The organism is Acinetobacter sp. SwsAc6, assembly GCF_013391565.1.
GTDB classification, from domain to species: Bacteria; Pseudomonadota; Gammaproteobacteria; order Pseudomonadales; family Moraxellaceae; genus Acinetobacter; species Acinetobacter cumulans.
Genome location: NZ_JACAXE010000002.1, coordinates 26,723 through 43,426, shown reverse-complemented (window position 1 = coordinate 43,426; position 16,704 = coordinate 26,723). Strand labels below are relative to the sequence as shown.

Here is a 16,704-nt window from a genome sequence, read left to right as displayed (position 1 = left end):
TGCTCTGAGGAAGCGTGGATAGGTTAGCTCATGGTCATGAGGCTTGCATTACCACCTGCAGCGGCAGTATTAATGCTAATTGCACGTTCAATGACAAATCGCTCAAGCGGAATGTCATATTGACCTGGCTCTAATCGAGTAATACCAATGATGGCACCATCACGGTTGGCAATCTGCTGTTGTAAGCTCAGTAGCTCCGACTTAGTTCCATGGAACAGCACTGCATCAAACTGTCCATTTTGTAGATCTGGAACCACGGCAATACGATTTGCTACAGCCTTTGGCATACTAGATAAGTACTTTAATATAAAAGTATTATCTGGAAGTACAGCAGGTTGGCATCCGACTTTAAATAGCGCAAGTAACTGTTGGATCTGATCCTGTTCTTGAGCTGCTATTGTTAGTACACGATGTCTAGGTAGTACCACATATTGGTTACTTTCACCCGTAGGACCTTGTAGTTCATAACTATGGCCTACACAAAAGGCAGCAGGAGTCTGAAGTTTAAATTGAGGGAAGGTTTTTTCTGCCCAAAGTTTAAATGCATCGTACAGTTCTTGCTGATTTGGCAAACTTTCAGCTGAGCCAACCGCGTATGGTGTTGCCAACTGTTTTTGGCTGCACTGTTGCATTAGTCGGTACACATAAATTGGACCACCAGCTTTTGGGCCAGTTCCAGAAAGACCTTCGCCACCGAAAGGTTGTACACCTACGACTGCACCAACAATATTACGGTTAATGTAAAGGTTTCCGACTTCTGCATGTGAAATGACGGTTTGAATCGTTTCATCAATACGAGTGTGTAAGCCCATGGTGAGGCCATAACCTTTAGCATTAATTTGCGTGAGTAGTTGATCAAGTTCGCCGTATTTGTACGTAATAACGTGTAATACAGGACCAAAAACTTCGCGTTTTAAATCATCGAGATTTGGAAGCTCAATTAGGGTAGGTGGTACAAAAGTGCCTTGCTGTAAATCCGTCTCGTCATTATTACGCATGATTTGATGAACTTTATGACCTTTGGTACGCATATTAGCAATATGCTGATCAATAATACCTTTTGCTTCACGATCAATCACAGGGCCAATATCTGTACTTAAGAGATAAGGTTGACCCACTTGAAGCTGTTTCATTGCACCTTTTAACATGGTGATCACAGTTTCAGCATTGTCTTCTTGTACACACAGTACACGAAGTGCAGAACAGCGTTGACCCGCACTGTCGTAAGCAGAATTCACCACATCTAACACAACTTGTTCTGTCAGTGCAGATGAATCGACGATCATGGCATTTTGGCCACCTGTTTCTGCAATTAACGGAACGGATTGGCCAGTTAGGCTTAAACGTTGAGCAACAGTTTTTTGTAAAATACGTGCGACTTCTGTTGAACCTGTGAACATGATGCCATTAATTCGTGCATCTGCACTTAACTTCGCACCGACAGTTTCACCGCGGCCAGGTAACAGTTGTAATACGGCTTTAGGTACACCAGCATCCCATAAAATTTGCACGGCTTGTGCTGCAATCAATGGGGTTTGTTCGGCAGGTTTTGCTATAACGGTATTACCTGTAACTAAGGCCGCTGCGATTTGACCACTGAAAATTGCCAGTGGGAAGTTCCACGGGCTAATACACAAGACTGTACCTAATGGTTCAATCTGTGTTGCAGGTTCAAGGTTCACCATTTGTGCTGCATAGTAACGCAAGAAATCTACAGCTTCACGTACTTCTGCAATGGCATTGGCATAGGTTTTACCACTTTCACGGCACAGTAAAACCATTAATGGCTGTAGCTGCGCTTCCATGCTGTCGGCTGCACGTTGTAAACATGCCGCGCGTTCATTTTTCGCTAAGTTTTTCCAAGCATCTTGAGCGGCAGTTGCAGAACTTAGTGCAATATCGACTTGTTCTAAGCTGGCTTCTGTTACATGACCAACTAAATCTAGATGATTTGCAGGATTTAAGATTGGAAGTGCAGTGCTTTCAGTTTCTGAATGTAAGTTTTCACCCATTGGTAATGCTTGCCATTCAACTTTACTAAGTTCTTGGGCTGTTAAATCGAGCGCCAATAAATCACGGTCATTGGCTAAGTCTAAGCCAGTCGAGTTGTTTCGCTCAGTACCATACAGATGAATTGGGTAAGGAATTGAAGGGTGCTTTAAGCCAGCTTGGCCTTCAAGTTTCGCTGAGTGTTCAATGGTTTGACGTGGATTTTCAATCAAATCATCAATTTTTAAAGTTTTGTCTGCAATTCGATTCACGAAAGAGGTATTTGCGCCATTTTCTAACAGGCGACGAACTAGGTACGCGAGTAGAGTTTCGTGGTTGCCAACAGGTGCATAAATACGGCAAGGAACACCCAGTTTATGGTCTTTTTTATCACCAACAACTTGTTTGTAGAGTGGTTCACCCATGCCATGTAAGCATTGGAATTCATATTGACCCACATAATATTTCGCAGGATCTGCCAATTGGTAGATTGTTGCTAAAGTTTGCGCATTATGGGTGGCAAATTGTGGGTAAATTTGATCAGGAGCTGCCAAAAGTTTACGTGCACAAGCAATATAAGACAAATCGGTATGTACTTTACGGGTAAATACAGGGTATTCATCCATACCATCAATTTGTGCTTTTTTAATTTCGCTGTCCCAATAAGCACCTTTAACCAAACGAATCATTAAGCGTTTATGGCTACGTTTGGCAAGATCAATGACATAGTCAACGACATAGAAACAGCGTTTTTGGTAGGCTTGAATCACAAAACCAATGCCTTTCCAATTGTTCAGCTTTGGTTCGAAGCAAAGGCGTTCAAGCATTTGTAATGAAATTTCTAAACGCTCTGTTTCTTCAGCATCAATATTTAAGCCAATGTCGTATTCTTTAGCCAATACAGCAAGGTTTAAAACTTTGGCATACAGTTCATCTTGTACACGGGCAATTTGCGAACGTTGGTAGCGTGGGTGTAATGCTGAAAGCTTAATGGAGATACCTGGGCCGTCATACACATTTTTATCTGCTGATGCTTTGCCAATGGCGTGAATGGCATTGGTGTAATCATCATAGTAGCGTTCTGCATCATGATCGGTTAGGGCTGCTTCACCGAGCATGTCGTATGAATATCGGAAACCCTTATCTTCAAGTGTTTCTGCATTTTTTAAGGCTTCATTAATGGTTTCACCTGTAACAAATTGCTCACCCATCATGCGCATTGCAACGTCTACAGCTTTACGAATGACGCCACGGCCACTACGTGCCAAAAGGCTGGTCAGCATACCTGAGAGGCTATTGGCTTTTGGTGTTTCCATTAGCTTACCAGTAAGCATGAGCCCCCAAGCAGCAGCGTTCACAAACATCAAGTTACTTTGCCCAAGGTGATCTTTCCAGTTACCTTGGTTAATTTTATCTTTAATTAACAAGTCACGTGTTGCTTTGTCTGGAATACGCAAAAGTGCTTCTGCAAGGCACATGAGTGCAATACCTTCTTGCGAAGATAAGGAAAACTCTTGTAATAAGCCTTGTACAATGCCGGCTTTACCAGACTCGCCTTTGTGCTCACGTAAACTATGGGCCAAATCAAAAGCCAGTTGATAAATTCGATCTGAAAGTTCTTGATCAATTTGGCTATGTGCCAATAAATTTTCAACACATTCACTTTCTGAGCGACGCCAAGCGTCGTTGATTTCAAGCTCAAATTCCGATTTTGAAGTGAAGTGAGTAATATAACCAGTTTGAGAATGATCAGTACTGATAGGAGAAGTTGCGTCTAACATTTTAGTCAACATCCTGTGACATAGAAAATTAAATTGAGTATTGGACTGGATTTAATTTATGATCACAGAAAATATGCAGCACAACTCACTATATTTGGTGTCATTTTTAGGGAATTATTCAGATGACAAACCCAATTATGCTATTAGACCGTACAGACATCAGAATATTGGATATTCTGCAAAAAGATGGTCGAATATCAAATATTAAATTGGCTGAAGTAGTCAACCTTTCACCTACAGCCGCTTTGGCTCGTGTGCAAAAGCTCACCAAAGATGGTTATATCTTGGGCTATGAGGCAAAGCTTAATTCGGACATGCTTAACAAAAGTTTTGTGGTGTTTGTAGAAATTTTACTCGATAAAACCACGCCTAATGCTTTGGAAGAGTTTTCCGATGCCGTGATTCATTATTCAGAAATTGTCGAATGCCACATGATTAGCGGTGGTTTTGATTTCGTAGTGAAAATACGCTGTGCCAATATGGAAGAGTTTCGAAAAATATCAGGGCAGGTGCTTTGGCAACTTCCAGGAGTTAAAGAAACTCGAAGCTATCCTGTGATGGAAGTGATTAAAGAAACCAGCCAAATTAGTATCAAACAACCTGTTAAAAAATCTTAATTTCATAATTTACAGTGAACAAAAAAGGGGCCGAAGCCCCTAAATTTGTATCGGTTTTTATTTTCCAGCTTTTAACTCTTGCATTTCTTTTTCATACAAATCATTGGCTTGATCGAAACGAGCGGTAACGTCTTTCGATGGTGCTTTGCTGAGTAAACTAAATACAATGATACTGATAGTTGCCAAGATAAATCCTGGAATAATTTCGTAAATGCCTGTCGCGGCCATCGTGTTTTTCCACACAATTACCGTTACCGCACCTACAACCATACCTGCAATTGCACCGTTTATAGTCATACGTCGCCAGAACAAAGACAAAATAATAAGTGGACCAAAAGCTGCACCAAACCCAGCCCAAGCATAAGCGACTAAGCCTAAAACCTTACTATTTGGGTTAAGCGCAAGTAAAATTGCAAGAATTGCAATGGCAATGACCATTAGACGGCCGACCCAAACCAATTCATTTTGAGAGGCATTTTTGCGGATGAAGGCTTTATAAATATCTTCTGTTAGGGTGCTTGAGCACACTAAAAGTTGGCAACTTAATGTACTCATTACGGCAGCTAAAATGGCAGCCAAAATCACGCCTGCAACCCACGGGTTAAACAAGATTTTAGTTAATTCCATGAAAATAGTTTCAGGGTTTGCAGTGACCATTGCGGACAGCGCAGGATTTGCATGGAAGTAAGCAATCCCGATATAGCCTACTGCGACTGCACCACCTAAGCAAAGAATCATCCATGTCATACCAATGCGACGTGCCGCAGGAATAGATTTTACTGAGTCAGCCGCCATAAAGCGTACTAAAATATGCGGTTGGCCAAAGTAACCTAAGCCCCATGCCATAGAAGATAAAATAGCAACAGTACTTAAATCTGAAATTAAATTATTCGCATGTGGACGCACAGATTCTACAATTGCACCAACATGTGCTGCATTATCACCAATGGCTATGTAAGTCATAATTGGTGCAAGAAGTAATGCAAAAATCATTAGGCCTGCTTGGAAGGTATCGGTCCAACTAATGGCAAGAAATCCACCAATACAGACATAACTAATCGTTGCGATAGCACCAATCCAAAGAGCAGTGGTGTAGTTCCAGCCAAATAAGCTTTCAAATAGACGGGCGCCAGCAACCATGCCTGAAGCACAGTAAATTGCAAAAAAGATTAAAATAACAACGGCTGAAATAATCCGCAGTACTTTTTTTGAATCGCCAAAACGACTAGTGAAATAATCAGGTAGGGTGAGTGCATTATGCTGAACTTCGGTGTGTACGCGTAGACGACCTGCCACCAAAAGCCAGTTTAGCCAAGCCCCAATAATAAGACCAATCGCAATCCATGCCTCGGATAAACCAGATAAGTAAATTGCACCAGGTAAACCCATTAAGAGCCAGCCACTCATATCTGAAGCACCAGCTGAAAGTGCGGTAACGACACTACCTAGGCTTCGTCCACCTAAAATATAATCGTCAAAGTTGGTTGTAGCCTTATATGCATACAATCCAATGCCAATCATTGCCATGATATAAAACATAAACGTGATTAGCGTAGGGTTTAGTTGGCTCATAGCTATGCCATCCTTTGTCTGTTCAATTAACCATCTTTCCTAAGATGAATTTTTGCTCGATATCACCGAGGTGCTGATTCAAACACAATTTAAAATTTACGCTCTGTTACATTTCGGTGAGTTTTATTATAACTTTGTGAAACTTATTGTAATTTTGGTTACAAAGTGAATAAAGGTGAATTTTTTTATTTTGATGCGTCACTCGTGTTATTTTGGGTTTAAATCTGCCGATTTTTGTGAGCTGATTTTTTATCAATTGGCTATATTTTTGAAAATAAAGGCAAAGGTTTTAGAGGGATGAGAATTAATTTACATAACTTTACATAGATTACCTAAAACAAACAATTGTAATAATATGTTTCATAATGAAGTAAAACGTCTGTGGTTTAACTAAGCCATCCTTATAGTATGGAAATTGCACACTTTTAGTGCATTTCATAAAGAGTATTTATTGTGGCAATGGTTCAGGTAGTTAAAACAAGAATAGAGCACGATTTGTTGGGACAAAAAGAAGTTTCAGCAGAAAGCTACTATGGTATTCATACATTAAGAGCGCTGGAAAACTTCCAGATCTCTTCTAGCAAAGTCGGTGAAAATCTCCCTTTCATTCGTGCTTTGGCGCAAGTGAAAAAAGCATCCGCACAAACCAACTTTAAATTTTCCAAAATCAGTCATGAGCTGAGTGAAGCAATTCAATTCGCATGTGATCAATTGATTGAACAACCTGCGCAGTGGAGCGCGTCATTTCCACTAGATGTCTATCAAGGTGGCGCAGGCACTTCAATTAATATGAATTGCAACGAAGTCATTGCAAACATTGCCTTGGAAAAATGTGGTTTTAACAAAGGTGAATATGCACATATCCACCCGAATGATCATGTGAATAAATCGCAATCTACCAATGATGTCTATCCGACAGCTTTGCGTTTGGCTGTTTTTTATCAGTTAGAACAATTATTGGCAGTGTTACAGCAAATTGTTGCGAGTATTCAAGCCAAGGCAAAAGAGTTCCAATATGTGGTGAAAATGGGGCGTACACAATTGCAAGATGCTGTTCCAATGACTTTGGGGCAAGAATTTCGTGCTTTTGCGACTTTATTAAAAGAGGATATGAAGTTAATTAATAATACCCGTCAGTTATTGTTAGAAATTAACTTGGGTGCTACTGCCATTGGTACAGGGGTAAATACGCCTAAAGGCTATGCGCATGAAACAGTGCAAGCGCTTAAAAAGATTACTGGTTTGCCTCTGATTGGGGCAGAAGATTATGTTGAAGCAACCAGTGACTGCGGTGTATTTATTATATTGTCGAGTACATTAAAGCGTTTGGCAGTTAAGCTTTCAAAAATTTGTAATGATTTACGCCTACTCAGTTCTGGACCACGTACAGGTCTTGCAGAAATTCTGTTGCCTGAGCTACAAGCCGGCTCGTCTATTATGCCTGCAAAAATTAATCCTGTGATTCCAGAAGTTGTGAATCAAATTGCTTTTAAAGTCATTGGCAATGATTTGGCTGTCACTATGGCGGCTGAAGCGGGTCAGTTGCAGTTAAATGTTATGGAGCCTGTGATTGCTGTATCTATGAATGAATCGATTGATTTGCTATGCCGTGCAATTGAAACCTTAGATACGAAGTGTATTCAAGGCATTCAAGCGAATGAGCAGGCTTGTTATGATGCAGTCATGCGCAGTGTGGGTATCGTTACTTTATTAGACCCTATTTTAGGGCATGCTAAATGTGATGAAATTGGTAAGCAATGTATTGCAGAAAATAAAACCATTCAGCAAGTGGTACTGGAGCGTAATTTACTTAGCCAAGCACAATTGGATGAAATTTTTGCATTTAGCAATTTAGTGTCCGAAGTGGAATCTAGCCTCATTGATTTAGCTGCAGTTTCTTAATACTGCTATATGCTAATATTCTGTAATAGAAACTGTATGGCATCGCTTTAGCTATTGAATAGCGTTCTTTCAAAAATCAAAAAATGATTTATGAAAGAGGTTTAAAATTTATCAGGCCATCACTTTAAATATGCATGAAGTGGTGGCTTTTTGCATCCTTATTTTATACGCGTCTGCATCATTGGGTAAGTATAATTGTACTCGGCCACGTGTTTAATGAAAATTTGGTTATTTTCTCGGCTTTTACTGAAGAGATTGTCAGGATAAGGTCACGCGAATAGCTAAAACATTTTAGAATATCCAAAATGTCATTCTTGGACAAACCAATATGTTGAATAAACTCACTGCCTTGTTTAAAAGCTCTGAGCCTACGGCAGAGCAACTTTTTAAAGAACAGCATCAAATACAATACGATGAAACACAGGGATATATAGTTGCGGGCGTGGTGTTGAATGAAGTGCTATCAGCAAGATTAAATTACTTTTCTAATCGTCGCGTGAGTTCATTTAATGATTTGGCGGCCGTCTACAATGCAGGCATGATTATTAATGAAAAAATTGACTTAGAAATTGCCCGTCAGAATTTTAATACTGAGCTCGGGAACACTGCCAAAAACTTGCAGGAATTTAAACAATTAATACGAGTACTTAGTGAATACTATCGTAACTTTTTACGCGAGCATAATAAAAAGGGTCGCTAAGATAAAGCGGACTTATATTCAGTTGTAAAGGCATGTAAAGCAATGCGATAAAACACATCATGTTGAAATGCATCGTGTTAAAATAACAGCCATGTTGTTTAGACGCTAAAGCTATATACATGTTCCAACAAGAAATTACTCAACTTAATTTAAAACAGCTTAAAGCAGGCGAAAAGCGCTGGATTGGCAATTTGCAGGGCTCTGCGACGGGTCTGCTTTTTAAAGAAATCGCACAACAGAATAATAAGCAACTGTTTGTTATTGTTGCGCGTAATAATCAGCATTTGGGGCAGTTGGAAAGCGAGCTTGAATTCTATGGCATAAAACCAACGATTTTCCCAGATTGGGAAATTCTCCCTTATGATCGCTTGTCGCCACATCAAGATATTGTTTCAGAGCGTTTAGCAATATTGTCCAATATGCCAAATTCTGGGGTGCTATTAATTTCAGCATCCACCTTGGCGCAGCGAGTTGCACCAAGCTCTTGGGTTTTAGGCGAACATTTTGATATTCAAGTCGGTCAAAAATTTGACTTAGAAAAACAAAAAACACGCTTAGTTCAAGCAGGCTATCACTTGGTCGATACGGTTTATGATCATGGTGAGTTTGCTGTGCGTGGCAGTATTATGGATATTTATGCGTCTGGGCAAAACTCCCCAATTCGTATTGATTTATTTGATGATGAGGTCGATACACTCAAATTCTTTGATCCAGAAACTCAGCGCACCACAGAAACTTTAAAAAACTTTACTGTACTTCCTGCAAAAGAATTTCCATTAAAAGAAGGTCGTGCTGTATTTCGTGATCGTTATGCAGAACAATTTCCAACGGCTAATCCTAAGAAGAATGCAATCTATCAAGATGTGTTGGACGGGATCGCATCACCAGGGCTTGAGTTTTATTTTCCTTTATTTTTTAGTGCAGAAGCGATTCAGACACAATCTAGTCTAACATCGTACTTACCAAAGAATGGCATTGTCATTACAGATTCGCATTTGGATGATGGCTTAATCCAATTTTGGACTGAAGTACAACGTCGTTATGAAGATCGTCGACATAATGTAGATCAACCCATTTTAGCGCCAGAGCATCTCTTTTTATCGCCTAACCAAGTGTTTGAGCAACTCAACCATTTTGGTCGTGTCATTGCTTCGCAAGATGTGTTTGATGACAAAGCTGGTGTGGTCAATATTATTGCAGAAGCTCCCCCGCGTTTAGCTGTAGATCCAAAACGTGAAAAGCCTTTTACGGAAGTTAAAAATTATATTGACCATGCCAATCATCCTGTTTTATTGGTGGCAGAAAGTGCAGGCCGACGTGAAACTTTAAAGGATGCGCTACGTCCAAGTCTTGGCAATATTCCAACTGTAGAAGGCTTTGAAGATTTTGTGACATCGATGCATGCTGTCGCAATAACCAATGCACCTTTGGAACGCGGTTTATTACTGACAGATAAGCTCAGTGTGATTTCGGAAAATCAGCTGTATGAGCATCGCGTTGTACAACGCCGACGTAAACGCCAGCAAGAAGTTTCTGAAGAGTTTTTAATTCGTAGCTTAACTGAGCTGAATATTGGTGCGCCTGTTGTACATATTGATCATGGTGTTGGACGTTATGCAGGGCTGGTTACACTGAGTATTGATAATCAAGACCATGAATTTTTGCAGCTTGATTATGCCGATGCGGCCAAAGTGTATGTGCCCGTAACTAACTTGCATTTGATCAGCCGTTATAGTGGTGGTGACCCAGATTTGGCGCCATTACATAAGCTGGGAACGGATACGTGGAGCAAAGCAAAACGTAAAGCATTAGAGCAAATACATGATGTAGCTGCCGAGTTACTCCATATTCAAGCACGTCGCCAAGCTAAGCCTGGTTTTGGATTTGAGTTGGATCACAGTATGTATATGCAGTTTGCCAGTGGTTTTGCTTATGAAGAAACACTCGATCAGGCCAATGCAATTGAGGCAACGCTACATGACATGCAACTGGCAAAACCTATGGATCGATTGGTCTGTGGTGACGTTGGTTTTGGTAAAACTGAAGTGGCGATGCGGGCAGCTTTTGTTGCGGTCCAAAATAATAAACAAGTTGCGGTACTAGTTCCGACTACATTGCTCGCTCAACAGCATTATGAGTCATTCAAAGACCGTTTTGCAGATTGGCCTGTGCGAATAGAAGTATTGTCGCGTTTTGGTTCATCCAAAACACATACTAAAACTATAGAAGACTTAGCCGAAGGTAAAGTTGATATTGTGATTGGTACACATAAAATTTTGCAAGAAAATGTGCAATTCCAGCAACTTGGGCTCATGATTGTGGATGAAGAGCACCGTTTTGGGGTGCGCGATAAAGAGCGCATCAAAGCAATGCGGGCAGATGTAGACATGCTGACTCTGACTGCTACGCCAATTCCTAGAACGCTGAATATGGCATTTAGTGGTATGCGTGATTTATCTATTATTGCGACGCCGCCTGCTCGACGTTTAGCGGTAAAAACTTTTGTGCAAGACCATACAGATGATGCAATTAAAGAAGCGATTTTGCGTGAATTGCTACGCGGTGGTCAGGTGTATTTTCTGCATAATGAAGTGGATACGATTGAACGCTGTGCAGAGACGATTCGTAATTTGGTTCCTGAAGCGCGTGTTGCAGTTGCACATGGTCAAATGCGTGAGCGTGAATTGGAGCAGGTCATGCAACAGTTCTATCATAAAGAATATAACGTATTAGTGTGCTCAACCATTATTGAGACAGGTATTGATGTTCCAAATGCCAATACGATTTTAATTGAACGTGCAGACAAGCTGGGTTTAGCCCAATTACACCAATTACGTGGCCGTGTAGGTCGTTCGCATCATCAAGCTTATGCTTATTTAATGGTGCCTTCGATTAAAGGCCTTAAGGGAGATGCTGAAAAGCGTTTAGATGCCATTAGTCGTGCCGCTAATTTAGGTGCGGGCTTTATGCTGGCCACTGAGGATTTGGAAATCCGTGGTGCAGGTGAATTATTGGGCGAACAGCAGAGTGGTTCAATGCAAGCCATAGGTTATAGCTTGTATATGGAAATGCTAGAAAAAGCGACCAAAGCCATTCAAAAAGGTAAGACCCCCAACTTTGATGCACCGTTATCACTTACTGCTGAAATTTCCCTACACATGCCAGCACTTATACCGGATGAATACTTAGGTGATGTCCATCAGCGCTTATTGTTTTATAAGCGTATTAGTAACACCGACTCTCGTGAGAAACTAGATAATATTCGTATGGAGTTGATTGATCGCTTTGGTCTTCCCCCTCAGCCAGTTAAGCAACTATTTGCAGTACATCAAGTTCGTTTGAAAGCAGAGCAGTTAGGCATTACCAAAATTGATATTGGTGGACATGGCGGGCATATTGAGTTTGCGCCTGATACGCCAGTACAAGCGATGAGCATTATTCAAATGATGCAAAAGCATCCGACTTTCTTCCGTATGGAAGGTGGGCAACGCTTAAAAGTGATGGTGATGTTAGAGGAATTTGAAAAGCGCATCCAGTTTATAAATGATTTACTGGACAGTTTGTTGAAAGAGCTAAATTGATCACAGATACATTAAAATATTTATATGAATATTCTTCAAAAAATGCGAGTATGATATTTGTATGTACAAAGAAATACTTGATTTTTTGGAGAAATTTATTAAAGTTAAAAATGTGACTTGCTTCAAAGCAAATCAAAGTTATTTGTACTGAAACACATAGCCTATAATTTTCACACCCAATAGGATGTGATAGTATTAGCCATCATTCTAATTTTTGCATCATTTATAAAGATATGTTTAGTTTACATCCACAACTTGCTCAAGATACGTTTTATGTAGGCGACTTTCCACTGTCAACATGTCGTTTGATGAATGATATGCAATTTCCGTGGTTAATTCTTATACCGCGTGTTCCAGGCATCACAGAATTATATGAGCTGAGCCAAGCAGACCAGGAACAATTCCTACGTGAATCAAGCTGGTTGTCTAGCCAGTTATCTCGCGTATTTCGCGCAGATAAAATGAACGTGGCCGCATTAGGTAATATGGTTCCACAACTACATTTCCATCATGTTGTACGTTACCAAAATGATGTGGCATGGCCTAAACCAGTTTGGGGCACACCAGCTGTACCTTACAGCAATGAAGTACTTGCTCACATGCGTCAAACCCTAATGTTGGCATTGCGTGGTCAAGGTGATATGCCATTTGATTGGCGTATGGATTGAACACCACATTTCTAAATTAAGGAAAATGTGGCTATCTATGTCCGCAAGGAGTAACTGAGTGGCATTGTTAGACGAATGGATTAATAAAGAACCAAGACAGTTCGAGTATCTACATCGCTTGATGGGATACTTGATGCTGTCATTGGTGACCATTGTCTATCATTACACTCAACCAGATACGCATTATCAAATTTACATTCCGTTTTTCTTACTTGTTGTACTTTTAATTACGCCAAAATTTTCGCATTGGCTGATTTATCGTTTTAACAATAAAGTTAAGCGGAATGTGCTTTTTATCATCGATATTATTATTATTTCGGTGATGTTATCGGCAGTACATCTTAATTTGGTGCTGTCATTTTTAGCGCTTTTTGCACTACTGTATACAGCAATAAATAACAAAATTTCCTTTTTGATGGTGTCTTTGGCCAGTCTGATTGGGATTTCAGTTTTCTATTTATGCACCATCTTTATATTTGATTTTCACGAGTACTTTGACAACACCAGTAGTGAACTGACGGTCGTTGGTTTCTTATGTTTGATTACTTATTTTGGCGTGGGAAGTTATTACCAAATGTCCCAAGTTCAATATATGGCCAACAAAAAGAATCATTATTATGATCAGATGAACCGCTATATGGAGTTTGCGAATCAGCTCAGTCGTTATGCGCCAGTACAACTGTGGCAATCGATTATGAAAGGCGAGTCTGAAGCTAAAATTGAATATAAGCGTAAGAAAATGACCATTTTCTTTTCGGATATTCAAGGCTTTACTGAACTATCAGAAACACTTATCCCAGATGATTTAGCCTTCTTGCTCAACGATTATTTAAGTCACATGACTGAAATTGCGAAGCAATATGAAGCAACTGTCGATAAATTCATGGGTGATGCAATTCTTATCTTTTTTGGTGATCCACACAGTCAAGGTGTGGAGCAAGATGCCAAAGTATGTTTGGAAATGGCGATGGTTATGCGTCAGCAAATGAAATTGCTTCGTGAGCGCTGGATCAAAATGGGTTATCCGCCGTTGCATATCCGTATGGGTATTTCCACAGGATATTGCCACGTAGGAAACTATGGTGCGGCACATCGCATGGCATATACGATTGTCGGGCGTGATGCAAACTTAGCGGCGCGTTTGCAAAGTGCTGCAGAAGTTGATGAAATTTTAATTTCTGATGATACGCATAAGCTGATTAAAAATGATTATCTCTGTGCACCTAAAGCGCCAATTTACTTGAAAGGGATTCAAGGTCCGGTACGGACATGGCAGGTGATGGAACGTTATACTTCGCAGAAAGTGGATTATCAACGCTGGTTTGATTATGAATATAAAGGCTTCCATTTACTGTTAAATTTAGATGAAGTACAAAATTTTGAGTATCCTGAGCTCATTCATGTACTTGAAAAAATGATCAAGCGAATTCAAACACAACAAAAAATGACAAACTCAGAAGGGATTGTGAAACTCAATCTTGAAGACGAAGTGATTGAAGAAATTGAAAAAATAGAAACCCATAGTTGAAAGGTGTGAGTTCACTGAGCTCATTTCGTCTGAAATCACACAATAAATAAGTAGATTGTTAAACTAAAAAAGACCGCTTTTGCGGTCTTTTTTATGCGATTCTGAAGTGACTAAGTTATCGATAACTTAGTGATTTTCAGATGCGTGGTTAATGGTGTATTTCGGAATTTCAACTTCCAAATCATCATTTTCAATTTTAACTTGGCAAGATAGGCGTGAATCTGGCTCTAAGCCCCAAGCGCGGTCGAGCAAGTCGGCTTCAATGTCATCCATTTCTTCAAGCCCATCAAAGCCTTTACGAACAACAACATGGCAAGTTGTACATGCTTTAGACATATCGCAAGCATGTTCAATTTTAATGCCATTGTCTAAAAGGCTTTGGCATAGGTTTGCATTTGACTCAACTTCAAACTCAGCGCCATTTGGGCAAATTGTTGCATGAGGCAATACTTTAATACGTGGCATAGTCTTAACCTGTAAATTAATTTGAGTTTGACCAGTCGTCGAGCTTTGTACCTTTAAGCGCAGTATCAATATGTTGATTCATACGTGCAGCCGCAAAGGCATCACTATGTATTTTAAGCTGTTCTACGGCGTGTTCAATAGCTTGAATCTCATTTGATTCAAGTTGTGTTTCTAGTGCTTGTTTTGCGAGTAGAAGTGCATCTAAGTCAGGAGTAGCTAACAGCTGTTGATCTACTTTAAGTGCTTGAGTAAGTGCTTCTAATTCGCGTTGTGCTTCAATCTTGGTTTCATGCAAATGGCGCAGATGCTTATCTTCTTCAGCAAACTTGAAACCATCAAGAAGTAGACGCTCTGTATCTGTATCGGATAAACCATAAGATGGCTTGATATCAATTTGAGCGTGTACACCCGATGTAGCTTCTTTGGCAGAAACAGTGAGTAGGCCATCTGCATCCACTTGGAAAGTCACTTCAATGCGTGCTTGACCTGCAGTCATTGGTGGAATACCACGAAGTACAAAACGACCTAAGCTACGGCAATGTTCGACCAAATCACGTTCACCTTGTAATACATGAATCAACATGGCGGTTTGGCCATCTTGATAGGTCGTAAATTCTTGGCGACGTGCAACTGGAATGGCAGTATTACGAGAAATTAAACGTTCTACTAAACCACCCATGGTTTCTAGGCCGAGTGAAAGAGGGGTTACATCTAACAGTAAAGAGCCATCTTTGGTGTTACCAATCAATTGATTGGCAGTTATCGATGCACCAATTGCTACAACTTCGTCTGGGTTGATGGTACATAAGGGTTCTTTTTGGAACAGATTACGTACGGCATCTTGTACAGCGTATGAACGAGTTGAACCACCCACCAATACCACACTGTGAATTTCGTCAAGTTCTAGTTTGGCATCGCGTAATACGCGTTTACAAACACTCATCGTTTTATCGAGCGCAACTTGAATGATGCTTTCAAAGTTAGCACGGTCAAGTACAAGTTTTTGTTCGAGTAATTGCAGTTCTGCTGATGGTGCGTCAGTGAGTGCTTCTTTTGCTTTGCGTGCTGCAACAACAAAATGTGCGTATTCTGCATCATCAAGTGTATCAATATTTAGCTGTTTTTTTGCCCATTTAACAATCAAGCGGTCTAAGTCATCACCACCAAGGGCTGTGTGACCACCTGTTGCAAGTACTTCAAATACACCTTGAGAAAAACGTAAAATTGAAACGTCGAACGTACCACCACCTAAGTCATAAATGACATAGTTTTGGTCTTGCGCAAGGTTTGATTCTTGATCTAGGCCATAAGCGACAGCGGCGGCTGTGGGTTCGTTAAGTAAGCGTAAAACATTGAGGCCTGCAAGTTGTGCTGCATCACGTGTTGCTTGGCGTTGTGCTTCATCAAAATAAGCTGGAACAGTAATTACTGCGCCATTAATTGGATTTTGTAAACTTGCTTCAGCACGGTCTTTAAGTTGTTTTAAAATTTCTGCCGAAATTTCAACAGGTGTTTTACGACCTTGTGCTGTTTCAAATGCAGGCATTTGATTGTCTTCACCCACTAATGCATAAGGGTGTTGAAATTTAATATCCGCTTTTGAACGCCCCATAAAGCGTTTTACAGAGACAATCGTATTTTTAGGATCTGTCGTTAAGTATGCTTTGGCGTCATCACCATACACTGTTGAATCTGTAGCATAGTGAACAATAGACGGAAGTAACACGCGACTGTGTTCGTCTTGTAGCACTTTTGCTTTACCTGAAAGTACAGAGGCAACGAGAGAATGCGTTGTGCCTAAATCAATACCAATTGCAATACGGTGTTCATGCGGTGCACTTGATTGACCAGGTTCTGCAATTTGCAAGAGAGCCATGTGTTACATCCTTTGAACGTTAAAT

The 16,704-nt window shown here is 40.3% G+C and carries 10 protein-coding genes; 6 read left to right on the top strand and 4 right to left on the bottom strand.

Annotation, left to right across the window (positions count from 1 at the left end; genetic code table 11):
* Positions 1 to 23 precede the first annotated feature (23 nt).
* Positions 24 to 3,770: a trifunctional transcriptional regulator/proline dehydrogenase/L-glutamate gamma-semialdehyde dehydrogenase gene (gene putA / locus HYG93_RS01740; protein WP_120365992.1), complete on the bottom strand. Its 3,747-nt coding sequence runs from the start codon at positions 3,768 to 3,770 to the stop codon at positions 24 to 26.
* A 122-nt stretch (positions 3,771 to 3,892) separates the two neighbouring features.
* Here putA and HYG93_RS01735 point away from each other — a divergent pair, with 122 nt between their 5' ends.
* Positions 3,893 to 4,387 (top strand): Lrp/AsnC ligand binding domain-containing protein, encoded by a 495-nt coding sequence (locus tag HYG93_RS01735; protein ID WP_120365993.1) that lies wholly within the window; start codon positions 3,893 to 3,895, stop codon positions 4,385 to 4,387.
* Between the two features lie 57 nt (positions 4,388 to 4,444).
* Here the strand turns inward: HYG93_RS01735 and putP are convergent, their stop codons facing one another.
* Entirely contained in the window at positions 4,445 to 5,959 is a 1,515-nt protein-coding gene (gene putP, locus HYG93_RS01730) for a sodium/proline symporter PutP (RefSeq protein WP_117006681.1), read from the bottom strand.
* Between the two features lie 459 nt (positions 5,960 to 6,418).
* On the opposite strand from putP, the gene aspA reads away from it, so the two are divergent.
* From aspA to HYG93_RS01705, 5 genes are all read left to right on the top strand, one after another.
* A complete protein-coding gene (gene aspA / locus HYG93_RS01725) occupies positions 6,419 to 7,861 on the top strand; it encodes an aspartate ammonia-lyase (protein ID WP_178961798.1) in 1,443 nt (480 codons plus the stop codon).
* A gap of 328 nt (positions 7,862 to 8,189) precedes the next feature.
* Positions 8,190 to 8,561, top strand: coding sequence for a hypothetical protein (locus tag HYG93_RS01720; RefSeq protein WP_106984778.1), 372 nt, complete (start codon positions 8,190 to 8,192; stop codon positions 8,559 to 8,561).
* 119 nt (positions 8,562 to 8,680) lie between these two features.
* Positions 8,681 to 12,142: a transcription-repair coupling factor gene (gene mfd, locus HYG93_RS01715; RefSeq protein ID WP_117006682.1), complete on the top strand. Its 3,462-nt coding sequence runs from the start codon at positions 8,681 to 8,683 to the stop codon at positions 12,140 to 12,142.
* 233 nt (positions 12,143 to 12,375) lie between these two features.
* A complete protein-coding gene (locus HYG93_RS01710; RefSeq protein ID WP_106984776.1) occupies positions 12,376 to 12,810 on the top strand; it encodes an HIT domain-containing protein in 435 nt (144 codons plus the stop codon).
* Positions 12,811 to 12,931: 121 nt separating this feature from the next.
* On the top strand, positions 12,932 to 14,338 hold the full coding sequence (locus HYG93_RS01705; protein WP_120363993.1) for an adenylate/guanylate cyclase domain-containing protein: 1,407 nt from the start codon (positions 12,932 to 12,934) through the stop codon (positions 14,336 to 14,338).
* Between the two features lie 126 nt (positions 14,339 to 14,464).
* Here the strand turns inward: HYG93_RS01705 and fdx are convergent, their stop codons facing one another.
* Positions 14,465 to 14,803, bottom strand: coding sequence for an ISC system 2Fe-2S type ferredoxin (gene fdx, locus HYG93_RS01700; RefSeq protein WP_106984775.1), 339 nt, complete (start codon positions 14,801 to 14,803; stop codon positions 14,465 to 14,467).
* 16 nt (positions 14,804 to 14,819) lie between these two features.
* Entirely contained in the window at positions 14,820 to 16,679 is a 1,860-nt protein-coding gene (gene hscA, locus HYG93_RS01695; protein WP_178961722.1) for a Fe-S protein assembly chaperone HscA, read from the bottom strand.
* Positions 16,680 to 16,704: the final 25 nt, after the last annotated feature.